The sequence below is a fragment of the Streptomyces sp. NPDC022910 genome, from assembly GCF_055561075.1.
Genome location: NZ_JBVHHL010000014.1, coordinates 1 through 22,461, shown reverse-complemented (window position 1 = coordinate 22,461; position 22,461 = coordinate 1). Strand labels below are relative to the sequence as shown.

Genomic DNA, 22,461 nt, shown 5'->3' with positions numbered 1-22,461 from the left:
GACGGACGCCTTGAGCAGCGACGAAGGCGCAGGATGCGGCCTGATGGGCGACGAGCAGGCAGGGCACGGGCGTGGCGCGGTCGGTGGCCCCGGCCGTCAGCCGCTGCCTCGGGGGCGCCCGGGCGGCGGAGGCGGTGGTGGTGGGGGAGGAGGCGGGGTCGGACCCTGGTCCGAGGACGACGGTGTCCTCCCGCGCCGCCCCGGCGACCGGTGCGGCGGTTCGATCGGCCCCACCACCGTGGGGGCGCCGTACACATCTCCGGGGGTGGGCGGCGGGGCGGCACCGGGCGGCGGAGCGCTTTCGTCGGAGGGTGCCCGAGGGGGCCTGGGCCCGCGCGGCGGCGCGCCTGTGCCGGAGGGCGTCCTGGTCCGGCCGGCCGGCGCGCTCTCTCCGGGCCGGGCGTCCTCCGGTTCGCCCGGTCCCTCCGGCAGCCGCAGATACGGATTCGTGTCGGGGTTGGGCGGGCGGTACGGCTTGCCGGGCACATAGGGGCCCGACCGCTGCGGCACCGTCGCGTAGGAGGGGGACGGAGGCGCAGGCAGTCCCGCGCCCTCGCGTGCCAGGGGCGCCGCGCGGCTTCCCGCCGCCCCGGTCGCGTACGCGAGCAGCGCCCCGGCCGCTCCCGCGGCCGCTCCCCATGCCGCACCCAGCAGCAGTGCCATGCCGAGATGCCCGTGCAACTCGACGCCGGCCCCGAACGCGTCGAATCCGAACACGGACAGCGACGCGTCCACGGACACGTCCGTCAGCCAGGCCAGCAACGGGAGTGCCAGTGCCGTCACGACCCCGAGCCGCAGGGCGCAGCGTCCTGCGAAGCCGAGGGGACCCGCATCTCGTACCGCGGCAGGAGCCGGGCCCTGTACGGCCGATGCATCCCGGGCTCGTACGAGAGGCGTACGTGCGGCGGTCAGTACGCCCGCGAAGAGCATCATGAGGGCCGCGGCGATCGCCAGCAGCCACACCTTGCCGTCCAGTTCGGCCAGGCGCCCCAGTGCGACCGGCTGGTCCGTCCGCACGCTCAGCAGCCGGTCCAGCGGGTCGGGCAGCAGATTCGCCAGCTCGCCCGTGGCCTTGCCGTCCCACGGTACGAACAGGCCGATCGGGATGCCCAGCCACACCCCGTTGGGCGCGCCGAGCAGTGCCGCCCCCGCCATCCGTGCCGGATGGGCGTCGCCGATCGCCGCGTAGGCCGCCGCGGCGAAGCCGGCGAGCACCGCCACGAGCAGCACGGTCACCAGCGCGGACACCGTAGGACGCACCACCCGGTGCACCGCTTCCCAACCGCGGGGCAGAGGCGTGCGCCGGGACGCGAGCAGGGAAATCAGCAGGACACCGGCGGCCCATGCGGCGCCCCCGAGGAGCGTGGGCACCGTGTCGACGGTGAAGCCGACTGCGGCCTCAGCATCGATGAGGTCGCCGATCCGGTTCGGCAGCAGCCCCTGGATGTTCCCGAGTCCGGGGATGTCGACGCCGCCGCTGCCGCCTCCGCCGGGGAGCCTGCCGAGCCCGAGTGAGCCTCCGTCGATGGTGATGACGTCATGGCCGGCCCAGGCGAGACCACCCAGCATCGCCACGAACAGCACGACCACCGCGCCCGCGCGCGCGAGGATTTCGGCGGGCGCGACCACAACTTGCGCCGCACGCAAGGACCGCAGGAAGAACCAGCAGAGCAGGAGCGCCCCCACCAGGCTCACACCCAATGGTGTGATCTCCATGGCGGTCGTCGCCTCCGCCCCTTGCAGGCCGAACGCCGACACGTCCCCGGACGGCGTGACCGACCCGTTCGCCCCAAGTGCCACCACGGCCGCGGTCATCGGACCGAGCGAGCCCGCGGCATCCGCCTGGAGCAGATGCAGACCGAGCGCGGCCGTCCCCGCCATCCCGATCAACGCCCAGCTCACGGAGGCGATCGCGGACAGCAGCACGTCCGTCCACGGCAGCCTCCCGCCGCCTTCCGCGGTCTCGATGCCCATGCCAGCCCCCGATCCGCGCCGCGGTGATCCACCATGGATGTCCCCCCTCGCGGGGGATTACCACTCTCCGGGGCGGTTTCACCCCCGTCAACGGCACGCGTCCAGGAGCGCGTGCGCACGCGTCAGAAGGCCCGACTTTCGGTCTGAACGCTGAGCCTGAAATAGTTCCCCACGATGTTCGACATCCCTAGACTCCCTGTGTTGGGGGTAACTCGGGGGACAACTCAGTGGGGCATGGAGTGCCTGAACTCGTACTCGAATTGAACGGACGTACCTGGACACTTGATGCGTCCAGGCCATACATCCTCGGGCGTGATCCGCAGGGGGACATCGCGCTCGACGACGCCAGGGTTTCCTGGCGTCACGCCACGATCAGCTGGAACGGCCGCAGTTGGGTCATCGAGGACCACGGGAGCACCAACGGCACGTTCGTGCAGGGGCAGCGGGTCCACCAGGTGGAGATCGGCCCGGGCTCGGCCGTGTACCTGGGCAACGCGACCGACGGACCGCGACTGAACGTGTCCGGTGCCGCGGCCGCCGTCGCCGCCCCGCAGGTCCAGCCCCAGCAGCAGCCGTACGCGGCCCAGGGCGCGAACACCGGCTGGGCGCAGCAGGCCCCACAGCGGGCCGCTCCGCAGATTCCGCAGCAGCAGGGCCCCGGTGGTGGCGCGGGGGTGCCACCGGTCTACGGTGACCGCAGTCCGACCACGTTCCACCAGCTCGCGCTCGGCCGTGTGATGCGCATCGGCCGTGCGCTGGAGAACGACCTGGTCGTCTCCGACCTCCAGGTCTCCCGGCACCACGCCGAGTTCCACGCCACGCCCGACGGCCGTTTCGAGATCCGAGACCTGGGCTCGCACAACGGCACGTTCGTCAACGGTATGCCGATCGGCAAGGGTGGCTCGGCGCTGCTCGGGCCCAACGACATCGTCGGCGTCGGTCATTCGACGTTCCGTCTGGTCGGCGATCGTCTCGAGGAGTTCGTCGACACCGGTGAGGTCTCCTTCTCCGCCCGCCACCTCACCGTCACGGTCGACGGCGGCAAGCAGATCCTCAAGGACGTCTCCTTCGGCGTTCCGGAGAAGTCGCTGATCGCGGTCATCGGCCCGTCCGGCTCCGGCAAGTCGACGCTGCTGAAGGCGCTCACCGGCTACCGCCCCGCGAACCAGGGTGACGTCCTCTACGACAACCGGAACCTGTACAAGCAGTTCGCCGAGCTCCGTCAGCGCATCGGTCTGGTCCCGCAGGACGACATCCTGCACAAAGAGCTGACCGTCAAGAAGGCCCTCAAGTACGCGGCCAAACTGCGCTTCCCGGCTGACACCACGGCCGCCGAACGCGAGGCGCGCATCGATGAGGTGCTGCGCGAGCTGAAGCTGGACGTCCACAAGGAGAAGAAGGTCACCTCCCTCTCCGGCGGTCAGCGCAAGCGCGTCTCGGTGGCTCTGGAGCTGCTCACCAAACCGTCGCTGATCTTCCTGGACGAGCCCACGTCCGGTCTCGACCCGGGCATGGACCGCGACGTCATGCAGCTGCTGCGCGGCCTCGCCGACGACGGCCGTACGGTGCTCGTCGTCACCCACTCGGTGGCCGAGCTCGCCCTGTGCGACAAGCTGCTGGTGATGGCGCCCGGCGGTTCCGTCGCCTACTTCGGCCCGCCGGAGGAGGCGCTGAACTTCTTCGGCTACGAAACCTGGGCCGATGTCTTCTCCGCCTTCGAGAACTACCGTGACTACGACTGGGCGGGCCGCTGGAAGGGCTCGCAGCACTACCAGATGTACGCCGCGGACATCGACGCCGTCGCCCCGCAGTCGGTCCACATGCCGCCGCCGCAGGCGATCAAGCCGCCCAAGCCACAGGGCTGGTTCTCCCAGGTCGGCACCCTGATCCGGCGGTACATGGCGGTCATCGCCTCCGACAAGGGCTTCTTGGCGCTGACCGTGATCCTGCCCGCGGTGCTCGGCGCGGTCAGCCTGCTCATCGACAGTGACAAGGGCCTGCTGGTCAATCCGGTCAACCCGAAGACCGGCGTGCCCGTCCCGAACGGCACGGCCACCACGGTCCTGCTGATCCTCGCGGTCGGCGCATGCTTCGCGGGCGCCGCCAACTCCGTGCGCGAGCTGATCAAGGAACGGGTCATCTACGAGCGGGAACGCGCCACCGGCTTGTCCCGCTCCGCGTATCTGATGTCGAAGGTGTTCGTCCTCGGCGCCATCACCGTGCTGCAGGGCCTCATGGTCGGCATGATCGGCTTCTCCAGCCGTGAGATCCCCCAGGAGGGCGTCGTCCTGGGCAAGTCCACGCTGTTCGAGCTGTGCCTTCCGGTCATGGCGCTGGGCTTCACGTCGATGATGTTCGGCCTGGTCATCTCCGCGCTGGTGAAGACCGCCGAGAAGACCATGCCGCTGCTGGTGATGTTCGCGATCATCCAGGTCGTCTTCACCGGCTGCCTCTTCACCCTGAACGGCGCGGTCGGCGTCAACGAGTTCTCGTACCTGATGCCGTCCCGCTGGGCGGTGGGCGCCGCCGGTGCGACGCTGGACTTCAACGACATCGCCCCGAACACCGACGATCCGACCAGCACGGATCCGCTGTGGAACCACACGGCGGGGACCTGGACCCTGGACATGGCCGCCCTGATCGCCATCGGTGTGATCTGCGGCTTCCTCGTGGCCCGCTTCCTGCGCCGCCACGAGCCCGAAGTCATGCGGAAGTAACCGCTCCCGTACGACGCCGAGGGGCGGCACCCCGCATGGGGTGCCGCCCTTCGGCATGAGCGTTGAGAGGCCCGCGCCTGCCTCAGTACGCGCTGTTGACGTTGTCCATCGAACCGTATCGGTGCGCCGCGTAGTTGGCGGCGGCGGTGATGTTCGCGACCGGGTCGTAGATGTTCCACGACGTGCCGGCCACGTGGTACGCCCTGAAGGTCGGGTCGATCACCTGGAGCAGACCCTTGGACGGGATGCCGTTGGCGGCGTTGATGTCCCAGTTGTTGATGGCCATCGGGTTGCCCGAGGACTCTCGCATGATGTTGCGGTACAGGCCGTTGTACGAGCCCGGGATGCCCTTCTGCGCCATGATGTCGAGCGACTGGCGGATCCAGCCGTCGAGGTTGTTGGCGTAGGACGTGGGAGCGGCCTGCTGGACCGGGGCGCGCTGCGCGGAGCGGCTCGCGGCCTGCTGCGCGTTGTGCTGAGCCGCCTGCTGCTGGGCCTTCTGCGTTGCCTGCTGCTGGGCCTTCTGGGCGGCCAGCTTCTTGGCGGCCTGGTCGGCGGCCTGCTTCTTGGCGGCGATGGCCTCGGCCTTCAACATGGAGGCGGCCTTCTGGTCGGTGACGCTGACCTTGATGTTCTTGACCGGCTGGTTGCCGAGGGTCACCGTGGCCGACGCGACAGCGGGGGCCTCGTGGGTCGTGCTCTGCGCCTCGCTCGGCGTGGCGGTCAGGGCGAGGGTGGCGACACCGAGACCGGCACAGCAGGCGGCGGAGAGCTTCTGGGTCTTGGTCAGAGCACGAGCACGACTGCGAAGGTTGAAGTTCTGGGGCATGAGTGAGGGACCTCTTCGACTAGCGCGGAGGTCGCTCTGGTGCCGGCGAAAGACAGGTGTTTCCAGCACAAGCGCCGCGGGTAAGTGACCGCGGCGCCGAGCGACGGAAGCAATTCTTAGCGGCCGCAAAAACCCCAGGCAAAGGCGTGATGTACGATCCGCGATAGTGGACACAGGAAGGGCAGAACGGGACAAACCGCCTGGTCTGCCCCGTTCATGCGGTCTTTATTCCTGTCCTATGCTTCCTAGTACGTGACGTACGTCCTATGTGCGGCGTCACACCGAGCGGGTGCCGATTTCACCAAGAGTTGCTGGAGCAATGCTCTGTGTGGTGCCCCTCCACCGGCAGGATGAGGTGGGTGTCGCCGAACTCGTGCCACAGGTAGCGCCCGGCCAGTGCCTCGGCGTAGCCGCTGTCTATCGCCGCCCGCCCCGCGATCGCCTCCAGCATCAGAAGATGGGACGCCTCCGGCTCGTGCAGCCCGGTCAGCAGCCCGTCCACCACCCGCACGCCGCGCTCGGGCGTCACCACCAGGTCGGTCCAGCCCTCCCGCGCCCGTACGGCACCGTCGGCGCCGACGGCCGACTCCACGGCCCGCACGGCCGTCGTACCGACCGCGATCACCCTGCCGCCCGGCCGTGTCCCCCCACCACCGTTCCAAGGCCGCGCTTCGCGCCTTTCTCGATCTGCCCGCACGGCGTTGATCAGCCGCGCCGACGTCTCCGGCACCGCGAAGCGCTCCGGGTACGGCGGTTCGTGCGCCTCCGCCGACGCCACCCCTGTGTGCAGCGTGATCGGCGCGAACTGCACGCCCCGGCTCACCAGCTCCGCCACCATCCGCGCGGTGAAGGGCCGCGCCGCACTCGGCATCTCCGCGCTGCCGCTGCCGTCGGCGGACGGCAGCGCGAACACCGTCTGGTACACGGACAGCGGCTGATCCCTCTCCGTGTAGGAGTAGCGAATGGGACGCCCGTGCCGGCCCAGCAGCCCCAGCAGGTCCGCATCCGACGAGCCGGCCCACCACAGCCGGCCGCTTCGCTGCGACAGCGGCTCCTCGAGCACGAGCCGTACGTCGCCGGGGAGCCGCACCTCTGCCCCCGCGGGCCCTGGCGTCCGTCGCCCGCCACCACCCTTCTGATGAGCGTTTCGCGCCCGGCTTGATTCACGCGCGCGCGTGGTCCCCCGTCCGTCCGGATCCCGCAGTTCGACCGCCCACCGCCCGTCGTCCCCGCGGGTCGAGAAGTGCACCACCACGCGCGCGTGCCCGATCCAGCCGTCCACAGCGGCCGCCAGCGTCGGCGACGTGTTGACGACGAGCAGGTCCCCGGCGCGCAGCAGCCGCGGCAGCTCCACGAACGCGTGGTGCGACACCTCGGTGCCCCGCGAGACCAGCAGCCGCACGGAGTCCCGCTCCAGGCCCGGCCCGCGCTGCTCGGCCGGGACCCGCGCCGACAGCTCCTCCGGAACCCTCCCCCACTCTCGAGCGCGCTCGAGCCGGGGAACCCCCACCGCCGTCCTCATCGCCCCTCCAGCAGCGAGGGGGCACCGTAGCGGCCGCTCGCCGGACGCTCGTCCAGCAGCCTGAGGAACGCGGGCACCACGCTCTCCGGCGCCGGCCGCGGATCGCCGTCGTCCGGTACGGCCGCCGCGTAGAGGTCGGTGGCCATGTCCCCGGGGTCCACCGCCCACACCCGTAGCCCGGGCTCCTCCGCGGCGAGCACCGCCGCCAGATGGTCGAGCGCCGCCTTCGACGCCCCGTATCCGCCCCACGTCTCGTAGGCCTCGGCCGCGGCGTCCGAGCTGACGGCGATCACCGTGCCCGCGCTGGACGCCCGCAGCAGCGGCAGCGCCTCCTGGACGAGGCCAAGCGCGGCGACCACGTTGACCTCGAGCGCCCGCCGCAGCCCGTCCGCAGCCAGCTCCTCGAGTCGCACCAGCGGCTCCGCGCCCAGCGCGCTCGCGTTGTTCACCAGCAGGTCGAGCCCGCCCAGCTTCCTGGCCGCCGCCACCAGGTCGGCCCGGTGCCCGGCGTCCGTCACGTCCCCGGGCAGCGACTCCACCCGCGTTCCGTACGCGGCCAGGCTCTCGGCCGTCTCCTCCAGGACCGGTGCGGTCCGGGCGTCCAGCACCAGATCCCAGCCGCGCTCCGCCAGAGCCGCGCCGAGCGCCCTCCCCAGCCCCTTCGAAGCCCCCGTGATGATCGCAACCGGCATGACTACCGTCCCCTCGGTCCCTCGGCCGCCGGTGTTCGGCGGTGAGCTCAACGTAGGAACGGCACCTTCCCGGCCGCCTCGGACGCGGGCCGCAACGAGCGGGGGCCCTTCGCCCTAGGCCCATCGGCCCAGGTACGGCCGCCACAGGTCGGATACGCACCGTCACACCTCACCGGTACGGTGAGGTCATGAGCCAAGGACCCCGGTCGGGCCTGTACGCGGTGAGCTCCGCGCTGCTGGCCATGAGCAGGCACCTCGAGGTGCGCGACGTCCTCAAGACGATCGTCGCCTCGGCCCGCGAGCTGCTCGACGCGGAGTACGCGGCGCTGGGCGTCCCGGACGACCACGGGGGCTTCGCCCAGTTCGTCGTGGACGGGGTCACCGACGAGCAGTGGAAGGCCATCGGCCCGCTCCCGCGCCAGCACGGCATCCTGGCCGCGATGCTGCACGAGGCGCAGCCGGAGCGGCTCGCCGACGTCCGCAAGGATCCCCGCTTCGAGGGCTGGCCGGCCGCCCACCCCGAGATGTCCGACTTCCTGGGCCTGCCCATCCGCGACGGCGAAGAAGTCATCGGCGCGCTGTTCCTCGCCAACAAGAGGTGCTCGAAGCCGCACGGCGGTTGCGGCTTCACCGAGGCCGACGAGGAACTGCTCTCGATCCTCGCCCAGCACGCCGCGATCGCCCTCACCAACGCCCGGCTGTACGAGCGCAGCAGGGAGCTGACCATCGCCGAGGAGCGCTCGCGGCTGGCCCACGAGCTGCACGACGCGGTCAGCCAGAAGCTCTTCTCCCTGCGGCTCACCGCCCAGGCGGCTGCAACCCTGATCGACCGCGACCCGGGCCGCGCCAAGGGCGAGCTGCAGCAGGTGGCCGCGCTCGCCGCGGAGGCCGCCGACGAACTGCGCGCCGCCGTCGTCGAGCTGCGCCCCGCCGCTCTGGACGAGGACGGTCTGGTCGCCACTCTGCGCACCCAGGTCCAGGTTCTCGACCGCGCCCACAGCGCGCGCGTGACCTTCACCAGCCGTGGCGTGCGCGCACTGCCGGCCGCCCAGGAGGAGGCGCTGCTGCGTGTCGCCCAGGAGGCCCTGCACAACGCCCTGCGGCACTCCGGTGCCGGGAGAGTGGGGGTGACCCTGGAGAAGTGCGGCCCGGGCGCCGTCCTGCGGGTCATGGACGACGGCGGCGGGTTCGAACCCACGGCGATACGCCGCGCGGGCCGCCACCTGGGCCTGGTTTCCATGCGCGACCGGGCGAGCGGGGTGGGTGGCACGCTGACCGTGGAATCGGCGCCCGGGAAGGGCACCACGATCGAGATGGAGGTCCCTGGTGGCTGACGCAATCAAGGTGCTGCTCGTCGACGACCACCAGGTGGTCCGTCGTGGCCTGCGCACCTTCCTCGAAGTGCAGGAGGACATCGAGGTCGTCGGAGAGGCGTCCGACGGTGCCGAAGGAGTGGCCCGTGCCGAGGAGCTGAAGCCCGACGTCGTCCTCATGGACGTCAAGATGCCGGGCATGGACGGCATCGACGCACTGCGCAGGCTCCGCCAGCTCGACAACCCCGCGCGTGTACTGATCGTCACCAGCTTCACCGAGCAGCGCACGGTGGTTCCCGCCCTGCGCGCGGGCGCCGCCGGGTACGTCTACAAGGACGTGGACCCCGACGCGCTCGCCGGAGCCATCCGCTCGGTGCACGCGGGACACATCCTCCTGCAGCCGGAGGTCGCGGGCGCGCTGCTGTCCCAGGAGGAGGCGAACTCGGGCCAGGGGAGGGCCGGTTCACTCACGGAGCGGGAGCGCGAGGTGCTGGGGCTGATCGCGGACGGCCGGTCGAACCGGGAGATCGCCCGGGCGCTGGTGCTGTCGGAGAAGACGGTGAAGACCCATGTCTCGAACATCCTGATGAAGCTCGACCTGGCGGACCGCACGCAGGCCGCGCTCTGGGCGGTGCGCCACGGAGTAAACGGCTGACCGGATCTTCATACCGCCGTGTGTATGTCCCCTGAGCGGCGCATCCTCAGTGGATCTCGGCCGTTCTCCAAGGCGTGCTGCGGCGCCTGCCGCAGTGATCGCAAGGAGAGGGCTCAGAAAGTGAAGAACCTGAAGAAGGCCGCAGCCGTCACGATGGTGGCCGGTGGACTGATCGCCGCCAGCGCCGGTCTCGCCTCCGCCCACGACGGGGCGCACGCCGACGGCAAGGCCGTGGGTTCCCCGGGCGTCGTCTCGGGCAACGTCATCCAGGCCCCGGTCCACATCCCTGTGAACGCGGTCGGCAACAGCGTGAACGTGATCGGCGTCCTGAACCCGGCGTTCGGCAACCTGGGCATCAACCACTGACGCCTTCGAGGGAGCACACCTGACCACCGGCCTCTTGGGCACAGCCCAGGAGGCCGGTCATGCCTGAAGAGGCTGTCGGGCGTCCGAGGACGATTCAGCCCAGGCCGCCATCGATCAGCCCGTCCGGCGTTGGAGGACGAGGCCGCTCAGGCCGACGGGGGTCTGGGGGCGCAGCCCTCAGGGACGGTGGCCCCACCCTCGGGCGGGAAAGAACCCCCGGTCACCGAATCTCCCGCTGCTCCACCACGGAGTTGTACGCCGCGACCTGCGCCCGCCGAGCCGTCCGCTCCACCGGTCGCAGCGCCTGGGACCGGGCCGCCATCTCGGAGGCGCTCACGGCGCCGCCGTGCCCGTTCTCGTACGCCACCGAGATCAGCAAGCCCACCCGCTGGGCCAGCTCCAGCACCCGCACCGCCCGTGGCGGATATCCCGGTGCCAGGACCTCCCGCCCCCGCTCGGCCCGCGCACGGTACGCGTCGATCGCTGCCTCCGCCACCGGTCCCGAACCCGCCACGTCCAGCCGCGACAGCACCTCCGTCGCCTCGCGCAGCGCCTCCGCCAGCTCCCGCTCGGCCTCCCCGAGCGACGGCACATCGGCGGGCGGCGCCTCCCGCACCGGCAGACAGTGCCAGACGACCTCGATGTGCACGTCGCCGCCGGGCCCGGCCTCGTACACCTCAGGCACCAGCCCGAACGCGGCCCCGTGACAGACCACCGCCTCCTCGGCCTCCAACGCCCGCGCGTTGAACTCCGGCGGACCGCTCAGTCCCAGCGGATGCCCCGGTGCGGGCAGCGCGACCTGCAGCCCGGTCACCCCGAGCGTCCGCAACCGCCCCATCGCGAGCGTGAGACCGACGGGCGCCGACTCGCCCGGCAGCCCCTCGACCCGGTGCACCGCGTCCTCCCCGACGATGGCGGACACGGCGTCGTCCGGCGAAACAAGTCCGACCAAAAGGGCATTTCCCCATGCGGCCAGCCGTCCTGAGCGTGGTTCCGAGAGCATGCCCCCACCCTAAGGACCTGACCTATGGAATGGTCCGGGCGACCGGTGGCGTAGATTTCGTGGGGGGCTGCGCCCACAGGCGTGGCGGACCACGCCCACAGGCGTACGCGAGAGCCGACACTGGCCACACTGCAAGGGGAGACAACACGCTCATGAGCGATGTTCTGGAGCTGGAGGACGTATCCGTGGTCCGCGAGGGCCGCGCTCTGGTGGACCAGGTCTCCTGGTCGGTCAAGGAGGGCGAGCGCTGGGTCATCCTCGGCCCGAACGGCGCCGGAAAGACGACCCTCCTGAATGTCGCCTCCAGCTACCTCTTCCCCAGCAATGGCACCGCCACCATCCTGGGCGAGACCCTCGGCAAGCCCGGCACCGACGTCTTCGAGCTGCGCCCGCGCATCGGCATGGCCGGCATCGCCATGTCCGAGAAACTCCCCAAGCGCCAGACCGTCCTCGAGACCGTGCTGACCGCCGCCTACGGCATGACCGCGCACTGGCAGGAGGACTACGAGGACGTCGACAAGCAGCGCGCCCGCGCCTTCCTCGACCGCCTCGGCATGAGCGAGTACCTCGACCGGAAGTTCGGCACCCTCTCCGAGGGCGAGCGCAAGCGCACCCTCATCGCCCGCGCCCTGATGACCGACCCCGAGCTGCTGCTCCTCGACGAACCCGCCGCCGGCCTCGACCTCGGCGGCCGCGAGGACCTCGTACGCCGCCTCGGCCGCCTGGCCCGGGACCCGATCGCCCCTTCCATGATCATGGTCACCCACCATGTCGAGGAGATCGCCCCCGGCTTCACCCACGTCCTGATGATCCGCCAGGGCAAGGTGCTCGCCGCCGGCCCGCTGGAGCTCGAGCTGACCTCGCGCAACCTTTCCCTCTGCTTCGGCCTCCCGCTCGTCGTCGAACAGGTCGGCGAGCGCTGGACGGCCCAGGGCCTGCCCCTTTCCTGACTCCCGAAAACCCCGCAAGAAGCCAGGTCCGACCCGATCTGCGCCCTGTCCGCGAGCGGACCCCCGGCCCTACCATGACCATGTGAACATCGACGCGTGGGTGTGGTGGCTGATCGGCGCGGCGGGGCTCGGCATCGCGCTCGTGATCACCGCGATGCCGGAGCTCGGAATGCTCGCGGTGGGCGCCGTCGCGGCCGCCGTGATCGGTGGTCTCGGCGGCGACGCCGTCTTCCAGGTCGCCGTTTTCGCCGTCGTCTCGGTCGCACTCATCGCCGTGGTCCGGCCGGTTGCCGCCCGGCACCGCGCCCAGCGACCTCAACTCGCCACCGGCGTGGAGGGGTTGAAGGGCAAGCAGGCCGTCGTCCTGGAGCGCGTCGACGGCAACGGCGGCCGGATCAAGCTCGCCGGAGAGGTCTGGTCGGCACGCGCGCTCAACACCGAACTCGCCTATGAGGTGGGCCAGGAGGTGGACGTCGTGGACATCGACGGGGCCACGGCGATCGTCATGTGACCTCGTAGGACTCAACTGAACCGAACGGCCCACGGGGCACGGCACGGTCTGTCAGACTCGTCCAACAAGATCTTCAACAACCATAAGATCTTCCACAGGGCGCCGAGGCGGAGCACACGGGCGCCGAAGCGGAGAAGGGGTACGGGGAATCACGATGGAACCGATCATCATCGTCCTGATCATTCTGGTGGTGTTGGTCTTCATCGCCCTGATCAAGACGATCCAGGTCATTCCACAGGCGAGCGCGGCCATCGTCGAGCGCTTCGGCCGCTACACACGGACGCTGAACGCGGGCCTGAACATCGTGGTCCCGTTCATCGACTCCATCCGCAACCGCATCGACCTGCGCGAACAGGTCGTGCCGTTCCCACCGCAGCCGGTGATCACCCAGGACAACCTGGTCGTCAACATCGACACCGTGATCTACTACCAGGTGACCGACGCCCGGGCCGCCACCTACGAGGTCGCCAGCTACATCCAGGCCATCGAGCAGCTCACGGTCACCACGCTCCGCAACATCATCGGCGGCATGGACCTGGAGCGCACCCTGACCTCCCGCGAGGAGATCAACGCGGCCCTGCGCGGCGTCCTCGACGAGGCCACCGGCAAGTGGGGCATCCGCGTCAACCGCGTCGAACTGAAGGCCATCGAGCCGCCCACCTCCATCCAGGACTCGATGGAGAAGCAGATGCGCGCCGACCGTGACAAGCGTGCGGCGATCCTCACCGCGGAGGGTACGCGCCAGGCCGCGATCCTCACCGCCGAGGGCGAGAAGCAGTCCCAGATCCTGCGCGCCGAGGGTGAGGCCAAGGCCGCCGCCCTGCGCGCCGAGGGCGAGGCCCAGGCGATCCGTACGGTCTTCGAGTCCATCCACGCCGGCGACCCCGACCAGAAGCTGCTCTCCTACCAGTACCTGCAGATGCTCCCGAAGATCGCCGAGGGCGACGCCAACAAGCTCTGGATCGTCCCGAGCGAGATCGGCGACGCCCTGAAGGGTCTCTCCGGCGCCATCGGCAACTTCGGCCCGATGGGCGGGGGTTCGAGCGGCGGCTCCGGATCCTCCAACGGCAACGGCGGAACGGGCACGGACCGCCGGGAGAAGCCGTCCATCGACTGACGGGGCAGCGCTCGTACGACACTGGGGCCCGCCTCCCGAAGGAGGCGGGCCCCAGCATTCACGTAGGGACTCGCGGCCCCTACGCGGCAGAACGGGCGGTGGCCTGCCACGACCTAGGCCGCTGACTGCCCCAGCCACTCCGGGAGCGCCTCGAAGTCGTCATGCCCGAGCGCCAGCAGCATCGCGTCCGCCGGTGTCGGCTCGAACGGCTGACGCAGCAACGGCATCCCCGCCTGCTCCGGAGTGCGATTCGCCTTGCGGTGATTGTCCTCGGCACACGAGGCCACCGTGTTCAGCCAGGTGTCGCCACCACCGTGCGACCGCGGCACCACGTGGTCCACGGTCGTCGCCCGCCGCCCGCAGTAGGCGCACCTGTGCCGGTCCCGTACCAGGACACCCCGCCTCGACCATGGAGCCTGTCTTCGGAAGGGCACCCGTACGAACCTGCAGAGCCTGATGACCCGGGGCGCAGGTATGTCGACATCGGCTCCCCGCATACGGATTTCGGGGTGGGCCTGCTCGACGACGGCCTTGTCCTGCAGCACCAGAACGACGGCTCGGTTCAGTGTCACCGTCGACAGCGGCTCGAAGCTAGCGTTCAGCACCAGCGTGTCACGCATCCAGCCCACCTCCCGTGTGCACCTGCCCACCCCCTGGCGGGCTTGGATCAACTCTGGACGGGCGCGCCGAGATGGACAACGAAATAAAAAATGCCCGCCTCTGATCACTTCCAAGACCAGAGGCGGGCAAACGTTCGGTGAACGTCAGTCTTCGGAGTTCGTAGGTCAGCCCTGGGCCGGGTTCTCGTACTCCCCGATGAGCTGGGCGCGTGCCAGCGCGTGGAACCGCAGATTGAAGCCGACCACCGCGGGAGAGGCGTCCGCGTCAGGACCGAGCTTCTCCTGATCGACGGCGTAGACCGTGAACACATACCGGTGCGGCCCGTCCCCGGGCGGCGGCGCGGCACCGCCGAAGTCCCTCGTCCCGTAATCGTTGCGCGCGTGGACCGCACCCTCGGGGAGTCCCTCGAACTTCCCGCTGCCCGCGCCGACGGGCAGCTCGGTCACGGAGGCCGGGATGTCGAACAGGACCCAGTGCCAGAACCCGCTCCCCGTCGGAGCATCCGGGTCGTAGCAGGTCACCGCGAAGCTCTTGGTCTCCGGCGGGAAGCCCTCCCAGCGCAGCTGCGGAGAGGTGTTCCCGGCCGCGTGGACCTGAGCGTCCTTGAGCCTGGCACCCGGCTCGACGTCCTCGCTCGTCACCGTGAACGACGGCACGGGCGGATGGAAGTCATGCGGCAGAGGCCGCCTCTTGGGCTCGGTCACCTCGGTACCTCCAAGTCAGTGGATCAACCGATTCCAGTTCAGAGCCTAGAACCAGCTGCGCTTGCTGCCGACCTCCGACAGCCACTGGTGGAGGTAAGCGCCCCAGTCTGTGCCGTGGAAGTCGTGCAGACCGACCTGGAACCTGCGGTAGGAGTCGCTGCCCTCGCTGAACAGTCCCGGCTTCTTGTCCATCTCCAGGATGACGTCCATCGCGTGCTCATCCGCGACGAAGCTCAACTCCACCTGGTTCAGGCCGCGGTACTGCGACGGCGGGTAGAACTCGATCTCCTGGTAGAACGGCAGCCGCTGCCGAGTACCGCGGATGTGGCCGCGCTCCATGTCCGCGTTCTTGAAGCGGAAGCCCAGCTGGATGAACGCGTCCAGGATCGCTTTCTGCGCCGGCAGCGGGTGCACATTGATCGGGTCCAGGTCACCGGAGTCCACGGCACGCGCGATCTCCAGCTCCGTCGTCACCCCGATGTGCATTCCCCGCAGCGCCTGCCCGTCGATCATGGTGATCGGCGTCTCCCAGGGGATCTCGAGTCCGAACGGCACGGCGTGCACCGCCCCCGCCTGGAGCTCGAAGGCACCGCCGAGCCGTACCTTCGTGAACTCGATGTCCTGCTTGTACTCCGTGTCGTCGTGCCCCTCGACCTCTACCTTGGCCTGCAGACCGACGTTCAGGCCCTCGATCGCCTGGTTCACGGACCCGCCCTGGATCCGTACCTCCCCCTGGACGACACCGCCCGGCACGACATTGACCTCGGTCAGCACCGTCTCCACCGAAGCCCCTCCGGCTCCCAGGCTCGCGAGCAGCCGCTTGAACCCCATGAATCTTCCCTCCCAGGCAACGCCTGTTCCGTCGTCGTGCCTCCAGCGCGCGTTCTCGTGCTCCTCGCGCGCGCTCGGCGTCCATGGATCCTTGATCCCTGAACACGCGATCCGGCCGGGACCGGTTCCGTGCCCTCACCCTTCCAAGAGGGGGGACCCTTGACCACCCTTTGGCACGCACCCGTCTGGACTACGCTCGTACGCCATGATCGCGACCCCCGACCGTACGCCCCTCCCCAGGGAGTTCTTCGACCGACCCGTACTGGAAGTGGCCCCCGACCTCCTGGGGCGGCTCATCGTCCGCAGTACGCCGGATGGTCCGATCGCACTGCGCCTGACGGAGGTCGAGGCGTACGACGGCCCGAACGACCCCGGCTCCCACGCGTATCGCGGCCACACGGCACGCAACGACGTGATGTTCTACGGCGTGTCAAGGCGGTCAGCATGAACGTCGACGTCCTCGCCCATCCTGCCGAAGAGGTCGCGCCCAGGCTGCTCGGGAGCGTCCTCACCTGCAAGACCCCCGAGGGGACCGTGAGCATCGCCATCACGGAAACCGAGGCGTACTCCGGTACGGCTGACCCAGCTTCCCATGCCTACCGAGGCCAGACACCCCGTAACGCCGTCATGTTCGGACCCGCAGGACACCTGTATGTGTACCGTTCCCACGGCCTCCACTGGTGCGCCAACGTCGTCACCGGGACGGATGGCATCGCCTCGGCTGTCCTCATCCGGGCAGGCAGGGTCATCGAGGGGGAAGACCTGGCACGCAAGCGGCGCGGGGAGAGGGTCGAGAGTCCACGCCTTGCCCGAGGTCCCGGGAACTTCTGTCAGGCACTCGGCATCACGGCGGAGCACAACGGCGCAGACCTCCTGACAGGTACCTCGGTCGTGTTGTCCGAGGGTGAGCCTGTACCCGCCGCGCTCATCCGGGTCGGTCCTCGGGTAGGCGTGAGCAAGGCCCACGACTGGCAACACCGGTTCTACCTCGCCGGTGATCCGACGGTCTCGGCGTACCGACTGAGCCCCCGAGCCAAACCGCCCGCTGGCGCCTGAGCCGCTGTACGCCTCGCTCGCGGCCCGCCGGTGAGTCGGCGCGGAGTTGGACCAGAAGTTGCGTGATCGTTCGCGAGCGCGGCGCGTGACGCGTTCCTGACCGGTCGAGTGACTGCCGACGTGCGCCGACTCGGACCGGACGGGTGGGTGTGACTGATCACCCCAGTTGGCATTTGAGCAGCCGAGTTGGGATCTTGTCCCTGCCTGGTGCATGCGAACCAAAGCAGCAGACACAGTTCTGGGCTGGTCAGACGTAGGGGTGGGTGGATGAGCGCAGATGCGGAGCGGGAGCGCTGGGAGCTGCGATCCGGAGAAGGCGTGGGGCCGCTGCAGTTCGGGATGTCTCCAGCCGAGGTCGCCCACGCACTTCTGGTCTCTGGGCCTCTGGCACGGGTCGGTGGTCCGTACGAGCAGGAGGACTTCCCGGACGGAGTGAAGGCGTTCTACGACGCGGGCAAGCTCGCATGCGTCGCGCTGGATGCAGTCACCGGTCCGCAGGTCTTCCTGGCCGGCTTCCCGTTGGCAGGGAGCGATCCAGTGCAGGGCCATCAGTTTCTGCTGGACCACGCTGCGGAGCATGGGAACTGGATTCTTTACACCCCTGACGAGTCGCTTTCCCTGACCGATCTCGGACTTCTTCTGCGTTCGCAGCGGGTCGGGAATGCGCGCCTTACACGTCCACTTTTCGTCAAGGAGGAGTGGCTGGAGTCGCAGTACTTCCGAGACCACCTTCCGCTTGAGGATGTCTCAGGCTGAGCGCTTCGAGCAGCACCACACGGGAGGGCTCCCTGAACGGGGTCCTCTCTCCTGCGTGTAAGATCTCTCGGCCAGGTCGCCGCCGTCGCCCCTGACCGCACGAGACCGAGTCCAAGCCCGAAGGCGTGGGCGTCCACCTGTGAAGAGAGACCGCGCCATCCGTGCACGGTCCACCCCCGCAACGAAAGGGAGGCACATGTCCCGCCATCCGGCGGGGGTCACTGGCGCACCCGTGTGCGCCTCACAGGAATGGACTGCCAACAGTGGGACGTATCCTGTTTCAGTTTGAAGGCGACTTCGCCGCTGTGTCTCAGGAGCAGTACAAGCGGCGGGCGCGCGACCCGCGCTTCGACTACGCCCACCGCGTCGAGTACGCAGCCATGGGATGGGCCAACCAGATCGGGCACGCCGAGTTCCCGCCGGATGAGCTGAACAAGATTCTTGCCGACAAGGACGGCAAGGTGCCCAGCAACAACGCCTTGAACAACCACGTGCGCAAGGCGAAGGGGTGGGGCTTCATCGAGACGGAGTCCAACCGCCGGTGCCTCATACTCCCGGTGTCCCACTTCCAGAAGGGCATCGGGGACGCAACCTGCGATGAGCACGGCATACGCAAGGCCAAGAGGTTCCGGCCGTAGCTCACATGGGGGACGTGTCGATCAGGCATGACCGCGACACGCGAGGCGTGCCGATCGGGCAGCCAACGACATGCGACACCTGTAAGGGCAGGGCTGTGACCTGCGGTGATGTGCCGCCCTTCTTAATCTTCTTGGTAAGCCATCGACAGCGCTTGCAGGGGGTAGCTAAGCCATCGACAGCGCTTGCAGGGGGTAGCGGAGGGGCGGCCTGTCGGCCGCCACAGTCGCAAGCGGTCAACGACAGTGCGGCCCCGGAAGGGGCCGACAGGAGCAAGCCAGCAAGACCAAGGGGGGCGCTGCCGCGCCCCGCAGTCACAGCCGTAAGGCCCTGTTCCTTGCAGCCTTCCGCCGCTGCAAGGAAGGACAGGGCAAGGCTGTGACCAGGTCATACGCTCCCGCCGTGGCAGTCTGCGGGCAAGGCAGACGGACCCTGAAACCGTGGCGGAATCTTGGCTGCTAAGACATGGCGGTCGACCAAGGACCCTTCAGGGGGTCATACCCCACCCCTTGCCGTTGCCTCACTCCCGCGCCGCTGGCCGTCGAGCATGGCGCAGCGTGACCGAGTAGAGCCGTCTCGAAAACCAAGGTTTGTGAGACGAGACGGTAAGCACCCCAGAAGGAGGTGCGGCCCTGTTCAAAACCCGTCTCGAAACCTCCGTCTCCGGCTTGACCTTTTGAGACGAGTTCTGAGACGGTCGGGTCATGGCAGAGATCATCACGCCCACGGGGCAGCTCATCGGTTACGCCCGCGTCTCCACCGACGACCAGGAAGCGCAGCTCCAGCGCGACGCACTGACGGCCGCAGGCTGCGCCCGGATCTTCGAGGACAAGGCGTCGGGCAAGAACACCGACCGGCCGGAGCTGCGGGCTGCACTCGACTACGCCCGCCCTGGCGACACCCTGTGCGTGTGGAAGCTGGACCGATTCGCTCGGTCCCTCATCGACCTTGTGACCATGGTCGACACCCTTCGAGAGCGGGGCATCGGGTTCAAGGTGCTCACGGGCGCACTGGCCAACATCGACCCGGGTACGGCAGACGGCCGTCTCATGCTTCAGGTGGTCGGAGCCATGGCTGAGTTCGAACGCAGCCTCATCAAGGAGCGCACGCGGGCCGGACTGGAAGCAGCCAAGGCACAGGGCCGGACCGGCGGCCGGCCGTCTGTGGTGGACGAGGATGTACTCACCGTGGCCCGTGCCAGGAAGGCGAAGGGCGAGAGCGTCAGCGCCATCGCCAAGGCCCTCGGAGTCTCCCGAGCCACGCTGTACCGGCACCTGGGAGAGAGCGCCTGAGACAGGCGCACAGCAGTTCAGGCAGGCCCTCGGCTCTACGCCGGGGGCCGTGGTCATACGTAGGCGTACAACACTGTCTGACGGCCGCAACGACTGCACGCCCCTTCCAGCGCACCTCTGGTTGTGTTGCTCGCCGCCCCTCAGTGCGCGGGGGGTCTGTCTTGCTCGGCCCGCACCACCATGGCGAACGACGTGCACATCCGCCGGAAGCCGCGATGGTTGCTCAGGCCGGTGTGGCTCATGCACTCGACGTCGACCGTCGCACTGTCCGTCGACGGCTCCGCCTTCCACTTGCAGTGCAGGCACTCCGCCTCATAGGTCACGTCCGTGTCCGGATGCTGCGCGATTCGGTGCGTCACGAACCGCAGGACCGCGCGCGACATCACTCGGCCCCGTGGTCTTCCCGGAGGTGCGTGCGGAGCACGACGTTCGCGTCCGTCGCCTTCGAGTAGTCGCCGACCGATCGGGCGTTGGCTCGGGTCACGGCGACGCCGAGGCACTGCCGACAGCCCGCGACGGGGTTCGGGTCTCCCTCTGGAAGGGTCAGGTTCACCGGCCCTGCCATCGTCGTCCTGGGTGTGCTCATCCGTGCGACCTCCCGACTGTTCGCCTGCCGAAGGATGATCCCCCGGGGTGCGTACGGGATGGCGCTTCAGTCGCGTAGTCGACTGAAGTCATGCACGGCAAGCGGCGGACCACTCGGCGAGCCGTGCCCGAAGGTCTTCGCCGAAATGGGCGTGTTCCTCGTACCCGGCGAACTCCTTCAGGTACGCCTGAACATCTCGGCCGTCGCGGAGTACGAGACTTCCCGCCGTCGTCTCGATGGTGACCAACGCGGCGTCGTAGATGGTGAACGTACTCAGAGGGGTTCGGGGTGTCCGTGCCCCTACGGGGATCACTCCGATCTGAACGTTCGGGAGGTAGGACAGGGACGCCAGCCGGTCCATCTGCTCGGCCAGCGCCAGTGGGGAGACGACCGGCCAGCGAACCGCCTGCTCGGTCAGAACGAACGTGAACCGCTTCGAGGCGTCGTAGAGGACGGCTTGCCGTCCCAGCTTCCCCGCTACTGCCTTGCTCGTGTCGGCCGTCGAGTGGGCCAGGCTCGCCCGTACGTACTCCGGGGTTGCGAGCAGTCCGGTAACCATCGAGAGCAGGAAGTAGCGCATGTGCGTTGAGGACGCTTCGAGCGACTTCAGCTCGGCCTGTCTCGTACCGAGCCCCTTACGCCGAAGCTCTCGGAGGTTCCGCCACTCGGTGTTCGCCATCCTGGCGAGGGCGGAGACCTCGGCGACCAGTTCCGGCGGAGCGTCCAGCGCTCGCAGGATCTGCTCGACGTCGACCAGGGACGGCCGTGTCCGGCCGTTCTCGATGCGAGACACCTTCGACTGGGACATGTTGCAGCGCGCCGCGAGCCGGTCCCCAGAGAGGCCGGCTCGCTTGCGCAGGTTCCGACGCAGAGAGGCGAGTTCGGCACCAGACTCACCAAGCTGCTCAGCTTCGAACGTCACTCCGTCACGCGCTCCGCGTACTCCAGGAAGGGAACCGACTCGGCAACGGCGATGCGCTGCCACTCGATGAACGGCGCAGGGTCACCCTGGTACAGCTCCCGGCTGATCTGCGTGCCGTCGCCCTCGTAGTGCATCAGGACGACCGTCGAGCGGTCGAACATCCAGAAGTCCTCGACATCCGGCAACGGGTTCTCCCGCTCGGTCACGTCAAGGATGCGGATGTCCTCCCCGGCGAGCACGTGCGGTGAGTAGTACCGGGAGAACTCGAAGCGCAGGTACTCGGAGAGCGGTCGAGTTAGAACGTGCACTCGACCCTTGCTCCTCCCTTCACCGCGCAACCGCTTCAGGTCCTCCGCGTACGCCGACGAGTAGGTGTCCGGGTCGATGCGCTTGCCTGCGCGGAAGGCTTCGAGTTCTTCCGCCTCTTGCGGTACGAGGTACTGGGGCAGGGTCTCCAGCCGCCACGCTTCCGACTGGAAGCCCCGGAGCATCGCCCGCCACTCGTCACCATCCAAGAGCACGAACGGCCTCCCGAAGAACGTTCTCGGGGATCTCCACGAGCCCTTCCCCCTGCGGGGGGAGTGAAGGCGTCGGACACGTCGCCCTGAACCACGATGGAGCCGGAAGCGGTGCGATAGACGTTCGGGCAGTCGTCCTCTCCACACGTGCCTGTGCGGTCCGGAGGGCCAGGCGAGCGCTGTACTGCTCCGGGCCGGCGAGATCACCGAAGGGGCCGAGCTCGCCCGGACCCGTCGACTCTCGGCCCGCAATGACAAGGAACTGGCCAAAGGTCCCGCGCGCCTGGCCACGGCCCTCGACGTGGACAGGGCCCTCCACGGCACGGACGCATGCACCCCGGGTGAGACGCCGTTGCGTGCCCTGACGGGCACCCCGGTCCCCCCCGACCAGGTACGCAACGGTCCGCGCACCGGCCTCGCCGGCGACGGAGCTGTCCACCCCTGGCGCTTCTGGATCGCCAACGACTCGACGGTGAGCCCCTATCGGGCCCACACGCCACGGCGGCGGCGAAGTTGACGCCTCCCTGGAGGATGCGTAATGTGGCCCGAGCCGCTTGAACCGGGTACGGCCTTCAGCCAGCAGCCGGAAGCGGTCACCCCACTACTTAGGTCAACCCTCACAGAGGGCGAATTTGGCGTGCCCGCACGCCGAATTCGAACCTGCGGAACTCGATTATGAGCTGCGGCGGGAATCGGCTAACGTAGTGAATGTCGAAAGGCCGCGAGGCGAAAAGCCCCAGGTCCAAGACAAAGCCCACCGGCTGGGAGTCGGATCGGAAAGATCTGATAGAGTCGGAAACACCGAAGGGAAGCGCCCGGAGGAAAGCCGCGAGAGTGAGTCTCTCGGGTGAGTACAAAGGAAGCGTCCGTTCCTTGAGAACTCAACAGCG

23 protein-coding genes and 2 pseudogenes are annotated in these 22,461 nt (G+C 68.9%); 13 read left to right on the top strand and 12 right to left on the bottom strand.

Features of this window, described 5'->3' with window-relative positions; genetic code table 11:
* Positions 1–96: 96 nt before the first annotated feature.
* Positions 97–1,974 carry a streptophobe family protein gene (locus tag ACZ3TS_RS15930; protein ID WP_467618076.1) on the bottom strand — a complete coding sequence of 626 codons (1,878 nt, stop codon included), beginning with the start codon at positions 1,972–1,974 and terminating at the stop codon, positions 97–99.
* A gap of 239 nt (positions 1,975–2,213) precedes the next feature.
* Here ACZ3TS_RS15930 and ACZ3TS_RS15925 point away from each other — a divergent pair, with 239 nt between their 5' ends.
* Complete coding sequence (locus ACZ3TS_RS15925) at positions 2,214–4,691, top strand: ABC transporter ATP-binding protein/permease (protein WP_467618074.1); 2,478 nt, start codon at positions 2,214–2,216, stop codon at positions 4,689–4,691.
* Positions 4,692–4,773: 82 nt separating this feature from the next.
* Here the strand turns inward: ACZ3TS_RS15925 and ACZ3TS_RS15920 are convergent, their stop codons facing one another.
* The 3 genes from ACZ3TS_RS15920 to ACZ3TS_RS15910 form a co-directional block, all read right to left on the bottom strand.
* A complete protein-coding gene (locus tag ACZ3TS_RS15920) occupies positions 4,774–5,520 on the bottom strand; it encodes a transglycosylase SLT domain-containing protein (RefSeq protein WP_467618073.1) in 747 nt (248 codons plus the stop codon).
* A gap of 298 nt (positions 5,521–5,818) precedes the next feature.
* Entirely contained in the window at positions 5,819–7,042 is a 1,224-nt protein-coding gene (locus ACZ3TS_RS15915) for an S-adenosylmethionine:tRNA ribosyltransferase-isomerase (protein ID WP_467618071.1), read from the bottom strand.
* Positions 7,039–7,734, bottom strand: a complete 696-nt coding sequence (locus tag ACZ3TS_RS15910) for an SDR family NAD(P)-dependent oxidoreductase (protein ID WP_467618069.1) — start codon at positions 7,732–7,734, stop codon at positions 7,039–7,041. The genes ACZ3TS_RS15915 and ACZ3TS_RS15910 overlap by 4 nt, the downstream gene beginning before the upstream one ends.
* 188 nt (positions 7,735–7,922) lie before the next feature.
* Here ACZ3TS_RS15910 and ACZ3TS_RS15905 point away from each other — a divergent pair, with 188 nt between their 5' ends.
* The 3 genes from ACZ3TS_RS15905 (at position 7,923) to chpE (ending at position 10,068) form a co-directional block, all read left to right on the top strand.
* On the top strand, positions 7,923–9,068 hold the full coding sequence (locus ACZ3TS_RS15905; RefSeq protein ID WP_467618067.1) for a GAF domain-containing sensor histidine kinase: 1,146 nt from the start codon (positions 7,923–7,925) through the stop codon (positions 9,066–9,068).
* Positions 9,061–9,702: a response regulator gene (locus ACZ3TS_RS15900; protein ID WP_467618066.1), complete on the top strand. Its 642-nt coding sequence runs from the start codon at positions 9,061–9,063 to the stop codon at positions 9,700–9,702. The genes ACZ3TS_RS15905 and ACZ3TS_RS15900 overlap by 8 nt, the downstream gene beginning before the upstream one ends.
* A 120-nt stretch (positions 9,703–9,822) precedes the next feature.
* The gene (chpE, locus tag ACZ3TS_RS15895; RefSeq protein ID WP_467618064.1) at positions 9,823–10,068 is read left to right on the top strand and encodes a chaplin ChpE; all 246 of its coding nucleotides are present in this window, start codon (positions 9,823–9,825) and stop codon (positions 10,066–10,068) included.
* Positions 10,069–10,288: 220 nt separating this feature from the next.
* Here the strand turns inward: chpE and ACZ3TS_RS15890 are convergent, their stop codons facing one another.
* Positions 10,289–11,071, bottom strand: coding sequence for a hypothetical protein (locus tag ACZ3TS_RS15890; protein WP_467618062.1), 783 nt, complete (start codon positions 11,069–11,071; stop codon positions 10,289–10,291).
* 152 nt (positions 11,072–11,223) lie between these two features.
* Here ACZ3TS_RS15890 and ACZ3TS_RS15885 point away from each other — a divergent pair, with 152 nt between their 5' ends.
* The 3 genes from ACZ3TS_RS15885 to ACZ3TS_RS15875 all read left to right on the top strand — a co-directional run bounded on the left by ACZ3TS_RS15885 (position 11,224) and on the right by ACZ3TS_RS15875 (position 13,649).
* A complete protein-coding gene (locus ACZ3TS_RS15885; protein ID WP_467618061.1) occupies positions 11,224–12,021 on the top strand; it encodes an ABC transporter ATP-binding protein in 798 nt (265 codons plus the stop codon).
* 82 nt (positions 12,022–12,103) lie between these two features.
* Positions 12,104–12,532 (top strand): NfeD family protein, encoded by a 429-nt coding sequence (locus ACZ3TS_RS15880; RefSeq protein WP_467618058.1) that lies wholly within the window; start codon positions 12,104–12,106, stop codon positions 12,530–12,532.
* A gap of 154 nt (positions 12,533–12,686) precedes the next feature.
* The gene (locus ACZ3TS_RS15875; RefSeq protein ID WP_467618056.1) at positions 12,687–13,649 is read left to right on the top strand and encodes an SPFH domain-containing protein; all 963 of its coding nucleotides are present in this window, start codon (positions 12,687–12,689) and stop codon (positions 13,647–13,649) included.
* A gap of 113 nt (positions 13,650–13,762) precedes the next feature.
* On the opposite strand, the gene ACZ3TS_RS15870 is transcribed toward ACZ3TS_RS15875, so the two are convergent.
* The 3 genes from ACZ3TS_RS15870 to ACZ3TS_RS15860 all read right to left on the bottom strand — a co-directional run bounded on the left by ACZ3TS_RS15870 (position 13,763) and on the right by ACZ3TS_RS15860 (position 15,805).
* Positions 13,763–14,269: an HNH endonuclease gene (locus ACZ3TS_RS15870; protein WP_467618055.1), complete on the bottom strand. Its 507-nt coding sequence runs from the start codon at positions 14,267–14,269 to the stop codon at positions 13,763–13,765.
* Positions 14,270–14,434: 165 nt separating this feature from the next.
* On the bottom strand, positions 14,435–14,974 hold the full coding sequence (locus ACZ3TS_RS15865; protein WP_467618052.1) for a YbhB/YbcL family Raf kinase inhibitor-like protein: 540 nt from the start codon (positions 14,972–14,974) through the stop codon (positions 14,435–14,437).
* A gap of 45 nt (positions 14,975–15,019) precedes the next feature.
* Positions 15,020–15,805: a sporulation protein gene (locus ACZ3TS_RS15860; RefSeq protein WP_467618050.1), complete on the bottom strand. Its 786-nt coding sequence runs from the start codon at positions 15,803–15,805 to the stop codon at positions 15,020–15,022.
* Between the two features lie 205 nt (positions 15,806–16,010).
* On the opposite strand from ACZ3TS_RS15860, the pseudogene ACZ3TS_RS15855 reads away from it, so the two are divergent.
* From ACZ3TS_RS15855 to ACZ3TS_RS15835, 5 genes and pseudogenes are all read left to right on the top strand, one after another.
* A pseudogene (locus tag ACZ3TS_RS15855) lies at positions 16,011–16,226 on the top strand (DNA-3-methyladenine glycosylase); the annotation flags it as partial.
* 23 nt (positions 16,227–16,249) lie between these two features.
* Complete coding sequence (locus ACZ3TS_RS15850) at positions 16,250–16,861, top strand: DNA-3-methyladenine glycosylase (protein ID WP_467618048.1); 612 nt, start codon at positions 16,250–16,252, stop codon at positions 16,859–16,861.
* Between the two features lie 267 nt (positions 16,862–17,128).
* On the top strand, positions 17,129–17,617 hold the full coding sequence (locus ACZ3TS_RS15845; protein WP_467618046.1) for a hypothetical protein: 489 nt from the start codon (positions 17,129–17,131) through the stop codon (positions 17,615–17,617).
* A gap of 305 nt (positions 17,618–17,922) precedes the next feature.
* Positions 17,923–18,255, top strand: coding sequence for a hypothetical protein (locus ACZ3TS_RS15840; RefSeq protein ID WP_467618044.1), 333 nt, complete (start codon positions 17,923–17,925; stop codon positions 18,253–18,255).
* 702 nt (positions 18,256–18,957) lie between these two features.
* The gene (locus tag ACZ3TS_RS15835; protein WP_467618043.1) at positions 18,958–19,545 is read left to right on the top strand and encodes a recombinase family protein; all 588 of its coding nucleotides are present in this window, start codon (positions 18,958–18,960) and stop codon (positions 19,543–19,545) included.
* A gap of 140 nt (positions 19,546–19,685) precedes the next feature.
* Here the strand turns inward: ACZ3TS_RS15835 and ACZ3TS_RS15830 are convergent, their stop codons facing one another.
* The 4 genes from ACZ3TS_RS15830 to ACZ3TS_RS15815 all read right to left on the bottom strand — a co-directional run bounded on the left by ACZ3TS_RS15830 (position 19,686) and on the right by ACZ3TS_RS15815 (position 21,574).
* On the bottom strand, positions 19,686–19,928 hold the full coding sequence (locus ACZ3TS_RS15830; protein ID WP_467618040.1) for a DUF7848 domain-containing protein: 243 nt from the start codon (positions 19,926–19,928) through the stop codon (positions 19,686–19,688).
* Complete coding sequence (locus ACZ3TS_RS15825; RefSeq protein WP_248782997.1) at positions 19,928–20,131, bottom strand: hypothetical protein; 204 nt, start codon at positions 20,129–20,131, stop codon at positions 19,928–19,930. The genes ACZ3TS_RS15830 and ACZ3TS_RS15825 overlap by 1 nt, the downstream gene beginning before the upstream one ends.
* Positions 20,132–20,219: 88 nt before the next feature.
* Positions 20,220–21,053, bottom strand: a complete 834-nt coding sequence (locus tag ACZ3TS_RS15820; RefSeq protein WP_467618038.1) for a helix-turn-helix domain-containing protein — start codon at positions 21,051–21,053, stop codon at positions 20,220–20,222.
* The gene (locus tag ACZ3TS_RS15815) at positions 21,050–21,574 is read right to left on the bottom strand and encodes a DUF6879 family protein (RefSeq protein WP_467618035.1); all 525 of its coding nucleotides are present in this window, start codon (positions 21,572–21,574) and stop codon (positions 21,050–21,052) included. Before ACZ3TS_RS15815 ends, ACZ3TS_RS15820 begins: the two co-directional genes overlap by 4 nt.
* 148 nt (positions 21,575–21,722) lie before the next feature.
* Here ACZ3TS_RS15815 and ACZ3TS_RS15810 point away from each other — a divergent pair.
* Positions 21,723–22,088 (top strand): annotated as a pseudogene (locus ACZ3TS_RS15810) (DNA-3-methyladenine glycosylase); the annotation flags it as partial.
* Positions 22,089–22,461: the final 373 nt, after the last annotated feature.